At 66.9% G+C, this 15,357-nt stretch carries 19 protein-coding genes; 13 read left to right on the forward strand and 6 right to left on the reverse strand.

The window, feature by feature from the left end; genetic code table 11:
- The first annotated feature begins 215 nt into the window (after positions 1–215).
- The 6 genes from ACM1PE_RS18935 to ACM1PE_RS18960 are packed head-to-tail and all read left to right on the forward strand — an operon-like array spanning position 216 to position 5,185.
- The gene (locus ACM1PE_RS18935) at positions 216–1,223 is read left to right on the forward strand and encodes an ABC transporter substrate-binding protein (RefSeq protein WP_059371990.1); all 1,008 of its coding nucleotides are present in this window, start codon (positions 216–218) and stop codon (positions 1,221–1,223) included.
- Positions 1,224–1,226: 3 nt separating this feature from the next.
- Positions 1,227–2,042, forward strand: a complete 816-nt coding sequence (locus ACM1PE_RS18940) for an ABC transporter permease (RefSeq protein WP_059371988.1) — start codon at positions 1,227–1,229, stop codon at positions 2,040–2,042.
- Positions 2,042–2,863: an ABC transporter ATP-binding protein gene (locus tag ACM1PE_RS18945; protein ID WP_059371984.1), complete on the forward strand. Its 822-nt coding sequence runs from the start codon at positions 2,042–2,044 to the stop codon at positions 2,861–2,863. The genes ACM1PE_RS18940 and ACM1PE_RS18945 overlap by 1 nt, the downstream gene beginning before the upstream one ends.
- A 24-nt stretch (positions 2,864–2,887) precedes the next feature.
- A complete protein-coding gene (locus tag ACM1PE_RS18950) occupies positions 2,888–3,070 on the forward strand; it encodes a DUF4089 domain-containing protein (protein ID WP_059371982.1) in 183 nt (60 codons plus the stop codon).
- Complete coding sequence (locus ACM1PE_RS18955) at positions 3,067–4,455, forward strand: AtzE family amidohydrolase (protein WP_251881951.1); 1,389 nt, start codon at positions 3,067–3,069, stop codon at positions 4,453–4,455. The genes ACM1PE_RS18950 and ACM1PE_RS18955 overlap by 4 nt, the downstream gene beginning before the upstream one ends.
- Positions 4,456–4,477: 22 nt before the next feature.
- Positions 4,478–5,185, forward strand: a complete 708-nt coding sequence (locus tag ACM1PE_RS18960) for a GntR family transcriptional regulator (RefSeq protein ID WP_118934130.1) — start codon at positions 4,478–4,480, stop codon at positions 5,183–5,185.
- Between the two features lie 20 nt (positions 5,186–5,205).
- Here ACM1PE_RS18960 and ACM1PE_RS18965 read toward each other — a convergent pair whose 3' ends face one another.
- Complete coding sequence (locus ACM1PE_RS18965; RefSeq protein WP_059371977.1) at positions 5,206–5,745, reverse strand: antibiotic biosynthesis monooxygenase; 540 nt, start codon at positions 5,743–5,745, stop codon at positions 5,206–5,208.
- Between the two features lie 213 nt (positions 5,746–5,958).
- On the opposite strand from ACM1PE_RS18965, the gene hpxZ reads away from it, so the two are divergent.
- On the forward strand, positions 5,959–6,333 hold the full coding sequence (gene hpxZ, locus ACM1PE_RS18970; RefSeq protein WP_419340668.1) for an oxalurate catabolism protein HpxZ: 375 nt from the start codon (positions 5,959–5,961) through the stop codon (positions 6,331–6,333).
- A gap of 130 nt (positions 6,334–6,463) precedes the next feature.
- Positions 6,464–7,018 carry an NADPH-dependent FMN reductase gene (locus ACM1PE_RS18975; protein ID WP_059371972.1) on the forward strand — a complete coding sequence of 185 codons (555 nt, stop codon included), beginning with the start codon at positions 6,464–6,466 and terminating at the stop codon, positions 7,016–7,018.
- A gap of 858 nt (positions 7,019–7,876) precedes the next feature.
- Here ACM1PE_RS18975 and ACM1PE_RS18980 read toward each other — a convergent pair.
- A complete protein-coding gene (locus tag ACM1PE_RS18980; RefSeq protein WP_042794506.1) occupies positions 7,877–8,092 on the reverse strand; it encodes a dodecin in 216 nt (71 codons plus the stop codon).
- A gap of 188 nt (positions 8,093–8,280) precedes the next feature.
- On the opposite strand from ACM1PE_RS18980, the gene ACM1PE_RS18985 reads away from it, so the two are divergent.
- The gene (locus ACM1PE_RS18985) at positions 8,281–8,787 is read left to right on the forward strand and encodes a DUF6496 domain-containing protein (RefSeq protein ID WP_419340669.1); all 507 of its coding nucleotides are present in this window, start codon (positions 8,281–8,283) and stop codon (positions 8,785–8,787) included.
- Positions 8,788–8,803: 16 nt separating this feature from the next.
- Here ACM1PE_RS18985 and ACM1PE_RS18990 read toward each other — a convergent pair whose 3' ends face one another.
- On the reverse strand, positions 8,804–9,706 hold the full coding sequence (locus ACM1PE_RS18990; RefSeq protein WP_118934129.1) for a LysR family transcriptional regulator: 903 nt from the start codon (positions 9,704–9,706) through the stop codon (positions 8,804–8,806).
- 111 nt (positions 9,707–9,817) lie between these two features.
- Here ACM1PE_RS18990 and ACM1PE_RS18995 point away from each other — a divergent pair, with 111 nt between their 5' ends.
- From ACM1PE_RS18995 to ACM1PE_RS19005, 3 genes are all read left to right on the forward strand, one after another.
- On the forward strand, positions 9,818–10,612 hold the full coding sequence (locus ACM1PE_RS18995) for an SDR family NAD(P)-dependent oxidoreductase (RefSeq protein ID WP_419340670.1): 795 nt from the start codon (positions 9,818–9,820) through the stop codon (positions 10,610–10,612).
- A gap of 15 nt (positions 10,613–10,627) precedes the next feature.
- Positions 10,628–11,641, forward strand: a complete 1,014-nt coding sequence (locus ACM1PE_RS19000; RefSeq protein WP_419340671.1) for a zinc-binding alcohol dehydrogenase family protein — start codon at positions 10,628–10,630, stop codon at positions 11,639–11,641.
- A gap of 152 nt (positions 11,642–11,793) precedes the next feature.
- Positions 11,794–12,039 carry a hypothetical protein gene (locus ACM1PE_RS19005; RefSeq protein WP_280016431.1) on the forward strand — a complete coding sequence of 82 codons (246 nt, stop codon included), beginning with the start codon at positions 11,794–11,796 and terminating at the stop codon, positions 12,037–12,039.
- 60 nt (positions 12,040–12,099) lie between these two features.
- Here ACM1PE_RS19005 and ACM1PE_RS19010 read toward each other — a convergent pair whose 3' ends face one another.
- The 3 genes from ACM1PE_RS19010 to ACM1PE_RS19020 all read right to left on the reverse strand — a co-directional run bounded on the left by ACM1PE_RS19010 (position 12,100) and on the right by ACM1PE_RS19020 (position 14,418).
- Positions 12,100–12,456 (reverse strand): hypothetical protein, encoded by a 357-nt coding sequence (locus ACM1PE_RS19010; protein ID WP_054453246.1) that lies wholly within the window; start codon positions 12,454–12,456, stop codon positions 12,100–12,102.
- Positions 12,457–12,531: 75 nt separating this feature from the next.
- Positions 12,532–13,440 (reverse strand): aldose 1-epimerase, encoded by a 909-nt coding sequence (locus ACM1PE_RS19015; RefSeq protein WP_419340672.1) that lies wholly within the window; start codon positions 13,438–13,440, stop codon positions 12,532–12,534.
- Between the two features lie 87 nt (positions 13,441–13,527).
- Entirely contained in the window at positions 13,528–14,418 is an 891-nt protein-coding gene (locus ACM1PE_RS19020; protein ID WP_059371955.1) for a LysR family transcriptional regulator, read from the reverse strand.
- 130 nt (positions 14,419–14,548) lie between these two features.
- Here ACM1PE_RS19020 and ACM1PE_RS19025 point away from each other — a divergent pair, with 130 nt between their 5' ends.
- Entirely contained in the window at positions 14,549–15,337 is a 789-nt protein-coding gene (locus ACM1PE_RS19025; protein ID WP_118934123.1) for a 3-hydroxybutyrate dehydrogenase, read from the forward strand.
- Positions 15,338–15,357 lie beyond the last annotated feature (20 nt).

Below are 15,357 nucleotides of genomic sequence, written 5' to 3' on the forward strand. Positions count from 1 at the left end.
GCCATCGCGCGCAGCGCGACACGGGGGCCGGTTACGTCCCCTTCATTGGTGCGCCGTGCACCAATGTGGTTCAGGCGAGGCACCAGCGCGAGGCCGGCCCGCCAGGCGCACTGGGCGCATGCCGCCCCGGAAGAAGTTGGCACGGCTCTTGCTTGATGCCTGGTATGCCAGCTTGTCTACAAGCGCCACTTTCCTTGCACACCAGGAGTTCCTCCATGATCTACCGCAACGCGCCCCACGCCTTCAACGCCACCCGCCGCCGGCTGATCCAGGGCGCCGCGCTGGGCGCCGCGACGCTGGCCGCGCCGGCGCTGGTTCGGGCGCAAGCGGGACCCGTGATCCGCATCGGCTTCTGGCCCGTGGCGGCCGGCCTGCCGTTCTACGCGGCGCTGGAAAAAGGCTATTTCAAGGAGGCCGGACTGAACGTCGAGCCGCTGAAATTCGCGGGCGCGCAGCAGGTCATGGAAGCCATGCTGGCCGGCCGCGCGGACGGCAGCGCCAACGGCACCGGCTCGGCCAATCTGGCCATCGGCGAGATCGCTTCGCCCGGCCTGTTCAAGATTTTTGCGTCCAATCCCAGCAACGCCAAGCACGTGCTGGACGAGTTCATCGTCGCGAAAGACAGTCCCATCAAATCCATCGCAGACCTCAAGGGGAAAAAGGTCGGATCTGGACCCGGCATCCAGAACGCCACGCTGGCCAAAGCAGTGCTGGAGCGCGCCGGCGCAACCGGGGCGACCGTGGTCGAGCTGGCGATAAGCCAGCACGTCGCCGCGGTCGCCGCCGGCCAGTTGGACGCCTGCTACACGCTGGAGCCCACGGGCACGGTAGGCAGGCTGAATGGCACCACCCGCGTGCTGGAGTCCGGCGTCATCTCCAAGTACGTGCTGGGCGATCCGATGGCGCCGTGGTTCGGCGGGTCGGCATCGCTGACCACCGCCTTCCTGAAGAAGCATCCCGAGGAAAGCAGGAAATTCATCGCCGCCTATGCGCGCGGCATCGAACTGATCCGCAGCAAGCCGGAAGAGGCGCGTCCCTACCTGAAGGGCTACACCGCCATCGAAGGTCCGATGACCGAGGAAGTGCCGCTGGCCGCCTACACCCTCTACAACGAGTTCACGCCCGGCGATATCCAGCACTTCCAGAAGTTCTTCGACCTGTTCGCCGACAAGGGCGTCTTCGCCCAGAAGGTCGACGTCTCGACCATGCTCTACAAGGGCTGAGCCATGACCGCAACCACTGCAACAACCACGGCCGGCCCGGCCGCGACAGCGCGGCCCCCACGCAAATTCGACACAAGCCGCCTGCTGCCGCTGATCGGCCCGCTGGCGCTCTTCGTGGTGTGGGACCTGGTGGTGCGCCTGCAACTGGTCAGCCCCGTGCTGCTGCCCACGCCCAGCGCGGCGCTTGCGGCGCTGGTCAAGGGCATGGCGGGCGGCCCGCTGCTGGCGGACTTCCTGGCGTCGCTGAACCGCACACTGCAGGCCTTCCTCATCGCGGGCGTGATCGGCGTGCCGCTGGGCGTGCTGCTGGGCAGCAACGAAAAGGCGTATCGCAGCGTGGAGTTTCTGATCGACTTCTTCCGCTCCACGCCCTCTTCCGCGCTGATCCCGCTGTTCCTGATGATCTTCGGCGTTACCGACATGAACAAGATCGCCATTGCTGCCTTCGCGGCGGTGCTGGTGATCCTGTTCAACAGCGCCTATGGCGTCATCAACGCCCGCAAGCAGCGGGTCATGGCGGCGCGCGTGATGGGCGCGTCGCGCTGGCGCATCTTCAAGGACGTGCTGATCTGGGAAAGCCTGCAGCCCACCTTCGTAGGCCTGCGCAGCGGCGTGTCGATGGCGCTGGTCATCGTGATCGTGGCCGAGATGTTCATCGGTTCGGACAGCGGCCTGGGCAATCGCATCATCAACGCGCAGCAGGTGCTGAACGTGCGCGACATGTACGCGGCCATTCTTGCCGCCGGCGCGCTCGGCTATGTGTTGAACATACTTTTTCTCGTGCTGGAAAAGCGCGTGGTCCACTGGAGCGGCCGCTGATGTCCACCGTCCTCAATCCCATCATCGCCCCCGGCCCCGCCGCCGCCCCGTTCGAGCCCGGTCCGCTGGGCACCCACATCACCATACGCGGGCTGACCAAGTACTTCGCCGGCTGGCCGTTGTACGAGGACTTCAACCTGGACATTCCCAAGGGCAAGATCGTCTCCGTCTTCGGCCCCAACGGCTGCGGCAAGTCCACGCTGATCAACATGATCGCGGGCCTGATTCCCATCGACTCGGGCGAGATCCTGTTCGACGGCAAGTCGCTGGCGCAGACCAAGATCGGCTACGTCTTCCAGAACTACCGCGAAGCCATGTTCCCGTGGCTGCGCACCATCGACAACATCGCCTATCCGCTGCGCCTGGAAGGCCGCAGCAAGGCCGAGGTGGATGCGCGGGTCGCAGAGCTGGTGGCCTCGTTCGACGTCAAGTTCGACCTGAACCGCTACCCCTACGAACTGTCCGGCGGACAGCAGCAGACCGCATCGATCATGCGCGCGCTGGCGCCTGGCCCCGAGGTGCTGTTCCTGGACGAACCCTTCTCCGCCCTGGACTTCGAGATGACGCTGTTCATCCGCGAAAAGCTGCAGGAGGTCTTCATGCAGACCGGCACCACCATGCTGCTGGTGTCGCACGACCTGGAGGAAGCCGTGTACCTGGCCGACCAGGTGCTGCTGCTGACCAAGCGGCCCACCCGGGTCGCCGAGATCCTGGATTACCGCGACGCGCGTCCGCGCACGGTGGCGACGCTATCGGAGCCCAGCTTCATCGAAATGAAGAAACTCAGCCTGGAAATCTTCCAGCGCGAAGTGCGCAAGTAAATCACCCGTACCGGAGAGTCCGCCATGACCCAGGAAACCATCGACCAATACGTACGCAGCGCCCTGGCGCTGGCCGGCTATGCCTTGCGCGAGCAAACGGTGGCCGACGTCGCGCAGCAATTCGCGCGCATCCAGGACATCGCGGCCGGCTTCGTCGACGAGCCGCTGGCCGTGGAGCTGGAATCGGCCGCGGTGTTCCGTCCGTGAGCGGCCCCGCGCAGGATATCGCGCGCCAGGTCCGCGCCGGCGAACGCAGCGCCATGGCAGTGCTGGACGCCACGCTGGCGCGCGTGCGTGAACGCGACGCACGCTACAACTGCTTTACCGCCGTCACCGAAAGCCGGGCGCGGCAGGAAGCGGCGGCCATCGACGCGCGCCGCGCCCGCGGCGAGCCGCTGCCGCCGCTGGCGGGCGTGCCGTATGCGGTCAAGAACCTGTTCGACATCGCCGACGAAGTCACCCTGGCCGGCGCGCGGGTCAACGCCTCCAACCCGCCCGCGCGGCGCGACGCCAGGCTGGTCGAGCGCATGCGCGAGGCCGGCGCGGTGCTGGTCGGCGCACTGAACATGGACGAACACGCCTACGGATTCACCACGGAAAACAGCCACTACGGCGCCTGCCGCAACCCGCACGACACCACCCGCATCGCCGGCGGCTCCTCCGGCGGCAGCGCCGCCGCGGTCGCGGGCGGCCTGGTGCCGCTGACGCTGGGCTCGGACACCAACGGTTCGATCCGCGTGCCGGCATCGCTGTGCGGCGTGTTCGGCCTGAAACCTACCTTCGGCCGCTTGTCGCGCGCCGGCTCATTTCCGTTCGTCGGCAGCCTCGACCACCTGGGACCGTTCGCGGCCAGCGCCAGCGACCTTGCCGCCGCCTACGACGCGCTGCAGGGCGCGGACGCCGAGGACGTGGCCTGCGCCGGACGTCCCGCCGAAGCCGCGTTGCCGGCGCTGAACGCGGGCATGCGCGGACTGCGGGTGGCGGTGCTGGGCGGCTACTTTTCGGAATGGGCCGGACCGCAGGCCCGCCGCGCCGTCGAGATCGCGGCGCGTGCGCTGGACGCCACGGCCGTGGTCGAACTGGCGGGAGCCGCCCAAGCTCGCGCCGCGGCCTTCGTCATCACGGCGGCGGAAGGCGGCGCCCTGCATCGCCGCAGGCTCGTCACGCACTACGACTACTACGAACCGCTGTCGCGCGACCGGCTGGTCGCAGGCAGCCTCGTGCCCGCGGCCTGGGCGCAGCAGGCGCAGCGCATCCGCCACCGCGTCTATCGCGAAGCGCTGACGCTGTTCGAACACTACGACGTGCTGATCGCCCCTGCCACGCCAGTGCCGGCCACGCCCATCGGTTCGGACTGGCTGACGTTGGCCGGCCAGCGGCTGCCGGCGCGCGCCAGCATGGGGCTCTTGACGCAGCCGGTGTCATGCATCGGCCTGCCCGTCTGCGCCGCGCCGGTCTGGCCCGAAACCGGACAGGACGATCACCTGCCGCTGGGCGTGCAGTTGATCGGCGCGCCATGGCGCGAAGCCGATTGCCTGCGCGCCGCGCACGCGCTGCAGCAGGCCGGCATTGCCCGCCTGCGCCCCCTTTGAACCACCGCTCCGAGGCCACCACATGGAAACCGCCTTCGCCGTCATCGACATACCGCGCACGCTCGCCGACACCGCCTACGGCACGCTGAAGCGCGACATCCTGGACTTCCGGCTGGCGCCGGGCGACCGCTTCACCGAAACCGAGATCGCCGACCGCCTGCAGGTCAGCCGCACGCCCGTGCGCGAGGCCCTGTTCCGCCTGGAGCGGGAAGGCTATCTGGAGGTGCGGCAACGCAATGGCTGGCTGGTCAAGCCGCTGGACTTCAACACGCTGGACCACTTCTACGAACTGCGCAGCGTGCTGGAAGCGGCCGCGGTGCAATCGCTGTGCGCATCGGCCAGCGCCGCCGAGCGGCAGCGCGCGCTGCGCCCGCTGGCCGATATCTGGCTGGTGGACCCAAGCGAACGTTCGGGCGACTGCGAGCGGCTGGCGAATCTGGACGAGCGCTTTCACATCGACCTGGTGACCGCCGCTGGCAATCCGGAGATCGCCCGCGTGCACCGCGCAGCCACCGAACGCATCCGCATCGTGCGGCGGCTGGACTTCACCCTGCCCGAGCGCATCGGCAAGACCTACGAAGAGCACGCGGCCATACTCGAAGCCGCGCTGGCCGGCGATGCGGCGCGCTCGGTGGCGCTGCTGCACGCGCATATCCAGGGCAGCCAGGCCGCGGTGCGCAAGATCACGCTGCACCGGCTGTATTCCTCCCGCGGCGCGCGCGCGGCCTGAACCGGCCGCGCCTGCCTGCTTCAGCCCGCCCGCAGCCAGCGATGCAGCATGCGCGCCACCAGGGGCATGCAGATGAACACCATCACCGGCGTGAGCGCTACGCTGGTGATCAGCACACGCCAGAAAACCGGCAAGAGGCTCAGCGGTTCGCTAGCCAACACGGAGAAAACGAGCAGCACCGGAAAGTAGGCCAGCCAGATGCTGACGGCCTGCTTCCAGCGCGGCGGCGCGCTGGTCCTGGGCGCGAACCAGTCGTCCGTGCCGCTGACGCGGCGCTCGTGGCTGGCGCGCACCAGCGACGCGCCGCGCTCCAGCCACATGCGCCGCGGCAGGGAGTTTTCCCAGCGGGCGAGGCTGGCCGCGTCGGCAAAACGCAGGACGATCTGGTACTGGTCGCCGCCTTCCGCGGGTTGCAGCACGCCGGACCCGAGAAAGCCCGGGAAACCTGCCGCGAGGATTTCCCCCTGGCGCATCCAGGACAGGAAATCGCCATAGCGTTCGGGGGTGATGTGCCGGGTGACCAACATGGTGACCGGGGCGGAAACGGCGGAACTGGACATGGCGGAACTCCTGGGACGGCGCGCAGCTTGTTATGCAGCATCTATGCAGTATTTACCCTAGCAAGCGGCATGCCAGGATCGCCACGCCGCGCTCCTCCCGACGAGGTCGAGAAACCGCCGCTCACGGGACGGAGCCGCCGCACCGCAGGACACACCATATTGGTGATTACCCCTAGATTTCGCACCATAACGGTGCCAACTGGAGCAGCACGCATGGATATCAATCTGCCCGACGTCGTGGCGGAAGTCACCGCCGCCCTGGACCGCTACGAAACCGCCCTGGTGAACAACCAGGTGGAGGTTCTGAATGCGCTGTTCTGGAACAGCCCTCACACGCTGCGCTATGGCGCGGGCGAAAATCTCTACGGCTACGATGCCATCCGCGCCTTCCGCGCGGCGCGTTCACCGCAAGGGCTGGCCCGGCGCGTATTGCGCGCGGTCGTCACCACCTATGGCCAGGATTTCGCAACGGCCAATCTGGAATTCCAGCGCGACGGCAGCGACCGCATCGGCCGGCAAAGCCAAACCTGGATGCGCACGCCTGAGGGATGGCGCGTGGTCGCTGCCCATGTCAGCCTGATGAGCTGACGCGCCAACCCGCGCGCCGCCGACATCAGCGCGTCATGATCATGAATAAACATATCCGCGATCGTGATTGAGCGGGCTTGCGTACAGGTCTACACTGACAATCCCGTCCACCCCTTGGAGCCTGCGCCCCATGAGCACCTACAAGATTGCCGTTTTCGTCGGAAGCCTGCGCGCTGCCTCGTTCAACCTGCGGCTGGCCCGCGCGCTGGAAAAGCTGGTGCCCGCGGACTTCAAGTTCGAATACGTGAGCCTGGGCGACGTGCCGCTCTACAACCAGGACAACGAGAACAACCTGCCCGCCCCCGCCGCCAAGCTCAAGCAGCAGATCGCCGACGCCCAGGGCATCCTGTTCGTGTCGCCCGAGCACAACCGCTCCGTGCCCGCCGCCATCAAGAACGCCATCGACTGGGGTTCGCGTCCCTGGGGCCAGAACTCCTGGACCGGCAAGGCCGTCGGCATCGTCGGCACTTCGCCCAGCGCCGCCGGCACCGCGTTGATGCAGCAGCACCTGCGCAACATCCTGGCCGCCGAGGGCGCCAACGCCCTGACCACGCCGGAAGTCTTCCTGCAATACACCGAAGGCCTGGTCGACGACCAGTACAACATCACCAACGAAGGCACCCGCAAGTTCCTGCAAGGCTGGGTGGACCGCTACGTGGACTGGATCAAGAAGTTCAACCCCTGATCGCCGCCGCTGCCGGCGCGGGCTCCTCCCGGCCGGCAGAGATCGCCCGTCTACCTCCGGGCGATCCAGCCCCCCGATACGTCGGGGGGCTTTTTTTTGCGTGCGACCTCCCATGAATCCCGCATCCTTCCTCGACCGGAGAATGCGGCGGCCATTGTGCGCAGCCAGCGCAGCTCGAGCGCCGGCCCGCCGCCGGGCCGCCCCAAGGCGGGCCAGCCCCCTCGGGGGGCAGCAAGCACGCGCAACGTGCGCGGCGTGGGGGCATTCACTTATCCCCGCCAACTGTGGAGAAGGTTGAGGACAGCCTTGGGGCATAGTGAAATTCCCCTGTCCCGCCAAGCACTTGCGAGGGCCGGTCAAAAATTGCGCAATCATCCTTTTGGATGATTTTTGACGCACTTATCCACTGAAACCACGATGACCGCGCGGACTTGCGCGGCGGCTGCGCCGAAATGTGGATTTGTCCCCGCGTTCTGTGGAGAAGCATGAGGACAGTATGAGGGCAGGTCGAAAATTCCCTTGCATATCAAGCGCCTGGAAGGGGTGGTCAAGAATGGCTCAAACGCCGTATCGAAGCGCCCAGGTTGTCCCCGCCAAATGTGGATAAGCCTGAGGACAGTATGAGGGCAGCATGCAAAAAGCCTTATGCACCAAGCACTTGAAGCAGCCGCTCAAGAAACGCTCAATGCCGGCGGGTTCACGATGCCACCGCGGATCGCGATGACGGCAGGCGCAAGGCAAGCAAGCTTGTCCCCACCGAATGTGGACAAGCCTCTGAACAGTCGGATAACAAGCGGGAAAAATCCTTATCCGACAATCACTTGGAAGGGGTGCTCAATAAAGAAGCAGCAAGCGGACTCACTCGTTCCCTTCCAGCCGCATGCCTATCTTCAAGCCGACCTGCCAGTACGCCACCTTGCCGTCCTTGATGTGGCCGCGCACTTCGGTCACTTCGAACCAATCGAGGTTGCGCAGCGTCTCGGAAGCGCGCGCGATGGCCTGGCTGATGGCGTCGTCGGTGGACTTGGTGGATGAACCCACCAGTTCGATTTGCTTGTAGACATGATTCGACATAGCTCGTCTCCGCTAAGGGGGTGAGTCGTGCATCGTCGGTCTGGCGGCGGTGTTCCGGCGCTTACGACCGGCAATCCATTCGAACACACAGCATACGCCCACGGCGCTAGAGTGGTGTTACGAGTTCCGTCGCACCGGCGTCGGCGTGGCGGAGCGCGTTTTCGCAACGCAAGCAAGGAGGTGTCGTCATGCCTGAACGAAAAACCCTGGAACGAGCGGCGCGCGACAAACGGCAAGGAAAATCCGCATCCACGCAGGCCGGAGAATTCGTGCGCGAGGAAATCGAACACGTGCGCGAAGGCAAGCATGGCGTGCGATCCACCAAGCAGGCCATCGCGATCGGACTGTCCAAGGCGCGCCGCGCCGGCGTGGCCCTGCCCGCGCCGAAGAAGGCCAGCGCGGCGACCAAGCGCCGCGCAAAGCAGGACAGCGACGCAGCCCATGATGGGCATGCCAAGTCCGCCACACGCGCCAAGGCCACCACCACCGCCATGAAGAAGGAAAGCGCCAAGCCCGCTACACGCACCGCGTTGTCGCGGCAGGCCAGCGCATCGGCCTCCAAGCGCAGCGCCGCCGCCCGCTCGGCCGCGGCCAAGAAGGCTGCCGCCACCAAGGGCGCCGCAGGCCGTTCCGCAGCCGCGAAGAAAGCCGCCCGCACGCGCGCGGCAAACCAACGGGCCAGCCACGCGCATTGAAGCGCACAAAGGCCGGCTAGCCCGCCTCGAACGCCTTGAAGCGTTCGTGCAGGAACTCGCGCAGCCGCTTTACCGCCGGCGACAGCAGCATGCGGTGCACGCACAGCAGGTATAGCGGCGACGGTTCGCTGGTGTAGTCGGCCAGGACTTCGATGAGCCTGCCCGCCCGCAGGTCGGCCAGCACGTCAAAGCGCGACTTGTAGGCCAGGCCATGGCCAGCCAGGGCCCAACGGCGCACGAGTTCGCCGTCATCGCCGACGCGGTCGCCCTTGACCGGTATGGTGAGCGCGGCGCCTTCGTGCCGGAAGGCCCAGCGGTCGTGCAGGGTTTCGCCCAGCACGAAGGACAGGCAGTTGTGGCGGCGCAGGTCATCGGGCACCTGCGGCACGCCATGGCGCGCAAGGTATGCGGGCGAGGCGCACACCACGCGGCGGTTGTGCTCGGATAGCGGCAGGGCCACCAGTCCAGAGTCGTTCGGAGTGCCATAACGCACCGCAAGATCCACCGGCTGCCGGTACAGGTCGGCCAGGCGGTCGCTGATGCGCACCTGGAAGTTGACGCGTGGATGCCGTTCCTGGAACTCATCCAGCCATGGCAGCAGCACGTGGCGGCCCAGGTCGGACGGGATCGACAAGGACAGCGTGCCGGAGATCTCCGTCTTGTTGCGCGCCACGGCGTTCCTGCCCGCGTCCAGCGCCGACAGCGCAGCGCGGGCATGCTCCAGATAGCGTGCGCCGTCGCTCGTCAGCCTGAGGCTGCGCGTCGTGCGCACGAAGAGGCGCGCGTCCAGGACCTGCTCCAGCCGCTTGAGCGCGGCGCTGGCGACCGCTGGCGTCAGGTCAAGCTCGCGCGCGGCGGCGGAAAAGCTGCCCTGGTCCGCCGCCGCCATGAATATCCTCAGATCCTCGAACCGCACCATGCCGGCCTCATTTTCAAAAAATTATTGAAACTGACTGCGATGCTAGCCGCTTTTTCGCTGGTTTGGACTGGGTAATCATGGCTCCATTCCCCGACACGCAAGGAGTCCCCCATGAAAATCGAACTGAACGGCACGAAGGCCCTGGTCACCGGATCGTCCGGCGGCATCGGCCTGGCCATAGCCGCGGGCCTGGCCGAGGCCGGCGCCGAAGTCGTGCTGCACGGCCGCAACGCCGACAAGCTGGCGCAGGCGGCCGCGTCGCTTGCCCAGCAGTTTCCCGCCGCGCGCGTGAGCACCGTGCAGGCCGATCTCGCCACCGCCGACGGCGCGGCCTCGATCTCGGCCGCCCATCCCGACGTCGACATCCTGATCAACAACGCCGGCTACTTCGCCCCCAAGTCCTTCACTGAAATCACGGACGACGACTGGCAGTACATGCTGGACATCAACGTCATGAGCGGCGTGCGCCTGTCGCGCTACTACCTGCCGCGCATGCTGGCCGCCGGCTGGGGCCGCATCGTGTTCATATCCAGCGAATCCGGGGTCCAGATCCCCGCGGAGATGATCCACTACGGCGTCAGCAAGACGGCCCTGCTGGGCGTGTCGCGCGGACTGGCCGAGCTGACCGCCGGCACCGGCGTCACCGTCAACGCGGTGCTGCCCGGCCCCACGCGCTCGGAGGGCGTGTCGGACTTCTTTGCCGAAATGGCCAAGGAACAAGGCGTCACGCAGGACCAGATGGAGCGCGACTTCATCGCCCAGCACCGTCCCACTTCGCTGCTGCGCCGCCTGGCCACCGTGGAAGAAGTGGCCAACATGGTCGTCTACGCGAGCTCGACGCAAGCCGCCGCCACCAACGGCGCGGCGCTGCGCGTGGACGGCGGCGTGGTGCGTTCCATCATCTGATCCCGGCAAGCAACCATGAAAGCCATCGCCTATTTCAAGAACCTGCCCGCCGATCACCCGGAGGCGCTGCAGGACATCGACATCGCCGACCCGGTGCCCGGCGACCACGACCTGCTGGTCGAGGTCCGCGCCATTTCGGTCAACCCGGTGGATGTGAAGATCCGCGCCAATCGCAAGCCCAAGGACGGCCAGCCCGAAGTCATAGGCTGGGACGCCGCCGGCGTGGTGCGCGCAGTGGGTGCAAAGACCAGCCTGTTCAAGCCGGGCGACCGCGTCTGGTATGCGGGCGCGCTGAACCGCCCTGGCGCCAACAGCGAGCTGCACGTGGTGGACGAGCGCATCGTCGGCCGCATGCCGGCCAGCCTGGACTACGCCCAGGCCGCGGCGCTGCCGCTGACCACCATCACCGCCTGGGAGCTGCTGTTCGACCGCCTGCGCGTGCTGGACAACGCCGCCCCCAGCCAAGGCAGCCTGCTGGTCATCGGCGCCGCGGGCGGCGTGGGATCCATTCTGGTGCAGTTGGCGCGCCAGTTGACCGGACTCACGGTGATCGGCACCGCCTCGCGCCCGCAAACCCAGGCCTGGGTGCGGGAACTGGGCGCGCATCACGTGATCGACCACAGCCAGCCGCTGGCCGCCGAACTCAAGCGCATCGGCTTCGGACACGTCAGCCACATCGCCGGCCTGACCCAGACCGACCAGCATTTCGCGCAGATGGCCGAAGCGATTGCGCCGCAAGGCAAGATCGCCCTGATCGACGATCCCGCAGCCATCGACGTGCGCCTGCTCAAGTCCAAGTCGGCATCGCTGCATTGGGAGTTTATGTTCGCGCGTCCGCTGCACGGCACGCCCGACATGATCGCGCAGCATGAACTGCTGAACCAGGCCGCCCGCCTGATCGACGAAGGCACGCTGCGCACCACCCTGGGCGCGCACTACGGCAAGATCAACGCCGAAAACCTGCGCCGGGCGCACGCCTTCATTGAAAGCGGCAAGGCGCAGGGCAAGATCGTGCTGGAAGGGTTCTAAGGCGCGTAGGCCATGCCTCGCCGCTCGCGGCGGCGGGGCGTCTCGCAATTGCAGGCAGAAAGCAGTACAAACTCGACTGCGCGCAAACACATGCGCGACACCATCGGGAGTCTCTTCTGCTCGACCACATTCTCAATCAGGCGCTTGAACCCGTGCTCTGGGGGATGGTGGCCTTCACCCTGCTGATGCTGCGGCTGGCTCCCTTGCAAGGATGGAAGGCCGCCATCGTCGCCGGCATCACGGCCGGACTGGTCTTCGACACCGTGCAGTTCCGCGTGGGTCCGCCGCGCCTATGGGACTTGCAGGTACTGGGTTCGGTGCTGGCCGCCCTGCTGGCGGCCGCCGTCTTGGAAGCGCTATTCCTTCTGGTGCGCCGCTCGCGAGCCGAGCGGGCCTGAGGCGTGGGGCCGGCATCCGGTCCGAACTGCGACACATGATGCGCCGGCAATGCGCCCGTTCTAGGCGCGCCCTTCCCGCTTGGCGCGGGCGTGGGGATCATTGATCTCGGCTTCCAGCTCGGCGATCAGCCATTCCAGCCAGCCGTTTTCGCTGCGCGCGTAGACCACCGCGGCGGGCGTCTTGCCCGTGCGCCAGCCAGGCTGGTGCGCATCCATCCACGCGCCCAGGCTTTTGTGCGGCGCCAGCAGGCCTGACAGCCACGACCACAAATAGTCGGGCACGTTGCGGCGGAATCCTTGCGCGCAGGCATAGAGGGTGGGCTCAAGCGGCAAGTTGCCGGCGCGCGCCAGCCTCGCCTGCACGCGGCGCAGCGTCTCGGCCGCAGCCTGCAATTGTTCGGTGCTGAGCTTTTTCATCGAAGGACTCCTGGACTTGGTTTGCCCGGATTATCGCCGCAGGCGGCGGCGCTTTCAAAGCGCCGCTTGCAGGCATCAGGAACGCGCCGTTCGGGGCGGCTCCAGGCCGAACAGCGCGGTCGCGGCAAAGCGCGCGCCGGGCTCGAGCGTCCGCATGCCGGTACGGGCTTCGCCCGCCGCCGCAAGGTTGAACGCATCGGCCACGTTGGTGACCGGCTCGACGCACAGAAAATCCGAACCGCCCGCCGTGTAGACCACCAGATGCGCAAACGCCGGGTCGGCGTGCAGCGACAACTGATGCCCGTCGGGCCAATGCAGGGTGGCTCGCCCTTCCCACTGCGACAGATAGGTATCGCAGCCGCTGGCCGAACGCCGCAGTTCGCGCACATGAACGGCCTTGCTGCCGGTGGGCAGGCCGTCGGCGTCCGCCGCCCACTCGCGGCGCGCATGCAGCGTGACCCGCTCGGCCGTGAAATAGGGATGCAGGCCCAGGCCGCAAGGCATGGGCGTGTCGCCGAGATTGACGATGGCAAGCGCCACGCTCAGGCCGCGCGCGTCCAGCTGATAGCGCTGCACGCATTCGAAGGGCCAGGGCCAGCCCAGCACGCCGGCGGGCTGCTCCAGCACCAGGTCGACGCTGTCCGGACTGTGGCTGCGCACGCGCCACGGCTGATACAGGCCTGCGCCATGGATCGCATGGGGCCGGCCGGGTACGGACTGCAATGCGTGCCTGGCGCCGTTGAAGGTGAACACGCCGTCGCGGATGCGGTTGGAGTAAGGCGCCAGCGGATAGGAGCCCGCCCGCGGCCAGCGTCCGGCGGGCCACTGCGTGTCGGTCAGGGGCACGATCCAGTCATGCGCGCCGGTGGACAACCGGGTCAGGCGGCCGCCGCCGCCCGGCGCGAATTCGGCCTGGTGCGCGCCGCTGGTGATGGTGATGCGCTCGCTGGCGTCCAGCGTGGCCGGGACGGATAGAACCTGCATGGATAAGAGACTCCGGCGGCGGAAACAGGGCCGCGCGCTGCGATTGTGCCGTTTGCGGACGGCCGGGAGCAAGCGCGGACAGGCCCCCTATCCCGCCACGCCCCCGACGCCGCACAACGCCAACAGACGCCCCAACGCCGGATTCTGGTTGGTCTCCAGCCAAGCAATGCCGTGCTGCAGCTTAGGGGCGTCCGCCGGCAACGGGCGGAACATCACGCCCTCCATGTTGAAGGATTCGATGTCGCGCGGAATGATGGCCACGCCGGTGCCAGCCGCGACCAGGCACAGCAGGGTTTGGGACGCCTCCGTTTCCCGCAGCACGCGCGGCAGGAAACCCGCCTCCAGGCAGATCGCATCCATGGCGTCGCGCAAGTGGAAGCCCTTGCCCGAGGGATAGGCGATGAACGGTTCTTGCGCCAGATCCGCGACACGCAATTCGGCCTTGGCGGCCAATGGATGCGCGTCTGCCAGCGCAATGGAAAACTCGCTGAGCATGAACTCGTGCGACGCGATGTGCTTGCCCTCCAGGGGCAGAAAGCACAGCGCAGCATCCAGCGTGCCGTCCAGCAGCTTCAAGCGCAACTCGCCCGTGGGCAGCGGCCCCTGGATGTCCAGCGCGATATCGCTGTAATGGCGCCGGCAATCGCGCACCAGCCCCGGCAGGCGCACATGGCTGGCGCGTCCGGTATAGCCCAGCCGCAGGCTGCCGGTCTCGCCCCGGCCAGCCTTGCGGCAAGCCTCCACGGCGCCGTCGAGCTGCCGGAACATGGGCTGGATGCTGTCCAGGAACACGCGGCCCGCCACCGTCAGCGTCACCTTGCGCGTGCTGCGGTCGAACAGCTTCACGCCCAGCTCGTCTTCGAGTTCGCGGATGCGCTGGCTCAAGGGCGGTTGGGCGATGTGCAGGCGCAAGGCGGCCCGCGTGAAGTTCAGCTCCGTGGCGAGGACCATGAAGCTCTGCAGATGGCGCAATTCCATGAGCGGTTCTGAGGGTGCCGGTTATTAATATCCTACGAATATAAATCATGCATCGATAATAAATTGGACGACTCAATCCCCACGCCCTAACCTGCCACGCATTCCATAACGACACAGCGTGGAGACAAGCATGGCTGATCTTTCGGGGCGGGTGGCCCTGGTAACCGGTTCGACCAGCGGCATCGGCCTGGCGGTAGCGCGGCGCCTGGCGCGCTCCGGCGCGACCCTGGTGCTCAACGGCCTGGCCGACGCTTCGGCGGCCGACGCGCTCTGCGCCGAATTCCGCGATACCTATGGCGTGCCGGTCCGTTTCCAGCCCTGCGACCTGCGCAAGCCGGCCGAGATCGAGGCCATGATGGCCGAGTTGAACCAGGCCTACGGCGCGCTGGACATCCTGGTCAACAACGCCGGCATCCAGCACGTCAGCCAGATCGAAGCCTTTCCGGTCGACAAGTGGGACGACATGATCGCGGTCAACCTGTCCGCCAGCTTCCACACCATACGCACCGCGCTGCCTGCCATGCGCGCACGCAACTGGGGCCGCATCGTCAACATGGCATCCATCAGCGGCTTGCGCGGCCGCGCCGGCAAGACCGGCTACAACGCCACCAAGCACGGCTTGATCGGCCTCACCAAATCGGTGGCGCTGGAAACCGCGCAGACCGCCATCACCTGCAACGCCATCTGCCCCGGCTGGGTACACACGCCGCTGGTCCAGAAGCAGATCGACGCACTGGCCGAACGTGACGGCCTGGACAATGCCGCAGCCACCAACAAGCTGTTGGGCCTGCGCCAGCCTTCGGGCAAGTTCGTCACCCTGGAGCAGATCGCCGGGCTGTGCGAGTTCTTCTGTTCGCCCGACGCCGACGAAGTCCGTGGCGTGGCCTGGGCCATGGACGGCGGCACGACCGCGGCCTGAAGCGGCAACGACGACCTCAC

The sequence above is a fragment of the Achromobacter sp. PD1 genome (assembly GCF_048541815.1).
Classification (GTDB): domain Bacteria; phylum Pseudomonadota; class Gammaproteobacteria; order Burkholderiales; family Burkholderiaceae_B; genus Achromobacter; species Achromobacter bronchisepticus_A.

Bases quoted from the DNA above. Each gene is read 5' to 3' on its own strand.
- ACM1PE_RS18935 (WP_059371990.1), top strand. From the start codon at position 216: ATGATCTACCGCAACGCGCCCCACGCCTTCAACGCCACCCGCCGCCGG.
- ACM1PE_RS18940 (WP_059371988.1), top strand. From the start codon at position 1,227: ATGACCGCAACCACTGCAACAACCACGGCCGGCCCGGCCGCGACAGCG.
- ACM1PE_RS18945 (WP_059371984.1), top strand. From the start codon at position 2,042: ATGTCCACCGTCCTCAATCCCATCATCGCCCCCGGCCCCGCCGCCGCC.
- ACM1PE_RS18950 (WP_059371982.1), top strand. From the start codon at position 2,888: ATGACCCAGGAAACCATCGACCAATACGTACGCAGCGCCCTGGCGCTG.
- ACM1PE_RS18960 (WP_118934130.1), top strand. From the start codon at position 4,478: ATGGAAACCGCCTTCGCCGTCATCGACATACCGCGCACGCTCGCCGAC.
- ACM1PE_RS18965 (WP_059371977.1), bottom strand. From the start codon at position 5,745: ATGTCCAGTTCCGCCGTTTCCGCCCCGGTCACCATGTTGGTCACCCGG.
- hpxZ (WP_419340668.1), top strand. From the start codon at position 5,959: ATGGATATCAATCTGCCCGACGTCGTGGCGGAAGTCACCGCCGCCCTG.
- ACM1PE_RS18975 (WP_059371972.1), top strand. From the start codon at position 6,464: ATGAGCACCTACAAGATTGCCGTTTTCGTCGGAAGCCTGCGCGCTGCC.
- ACM1PE_RS18980 (WP_042794506.1), bottom strand. From the start codon at position 8,092: ATGTCGAATCATGTCTACAAGCAAATCGAACTGGTGGGTTCATCCACC.
- ACM1PE_RS18985 (WP_419340669.1), top strand. From the start codon at position 8,281: ATGCCTGAACGAAAAACCCTGGAACGAGCGGCGCGCGACAAACGGCAA.
- ACM1PE_RS18990 (WP_118934129.1), bottom strand. From the start codon at position 9,706: ATGGTGCGGTTCGAGGATCTGAGGATATTCATGGCGGCGGCGGACCAG.
- ACM1PE_RS18995 (WP_419340670.1), top strand. From the start codon at position 9,818: ATGAAAATCGAACTGAACGGCACGAAGGCCCTGGTCACCGGATCGTCC.
- ACM1PE_RS19000 (WP_419340671.1), top strand. From the start codon at position 10,628: ATGAAAGCCATCGCCTATTTCAAGAACCTGCCCGCCGATCACCCGGAG.
- ACM1PE_RS19010 (WP_054453246.1), bottom strand. From the start codon at position 12,456: ATGAAAAAGCTCAGCACCGAACAATTGCAGGCTGCGGCCGAGACGCTG.
- ACM1PE_RS19015 (WP_419340672.1), bottom strand. From the start codon at position 13,440: ATGCAGGTTCTATCCGTCCCGGCCACGCTGGACGCCAGCGAGCGCATC.
- ACM1PE_RS19020 (WP_059371955.1), bottom strand. From the start codon at position 14,418: ATGGAATTGCGCCATCTGCAGAGCTTCATGGTCCTCGCCACGGAGCTG.
- ACM1PE_RS19025 (WP_118934123.1), top strand. From the start codon at position 14,549: ATGGCTGATCTTTCGGGGCGGGTGGCCCTGGTAACCGGTTCGACCAGC.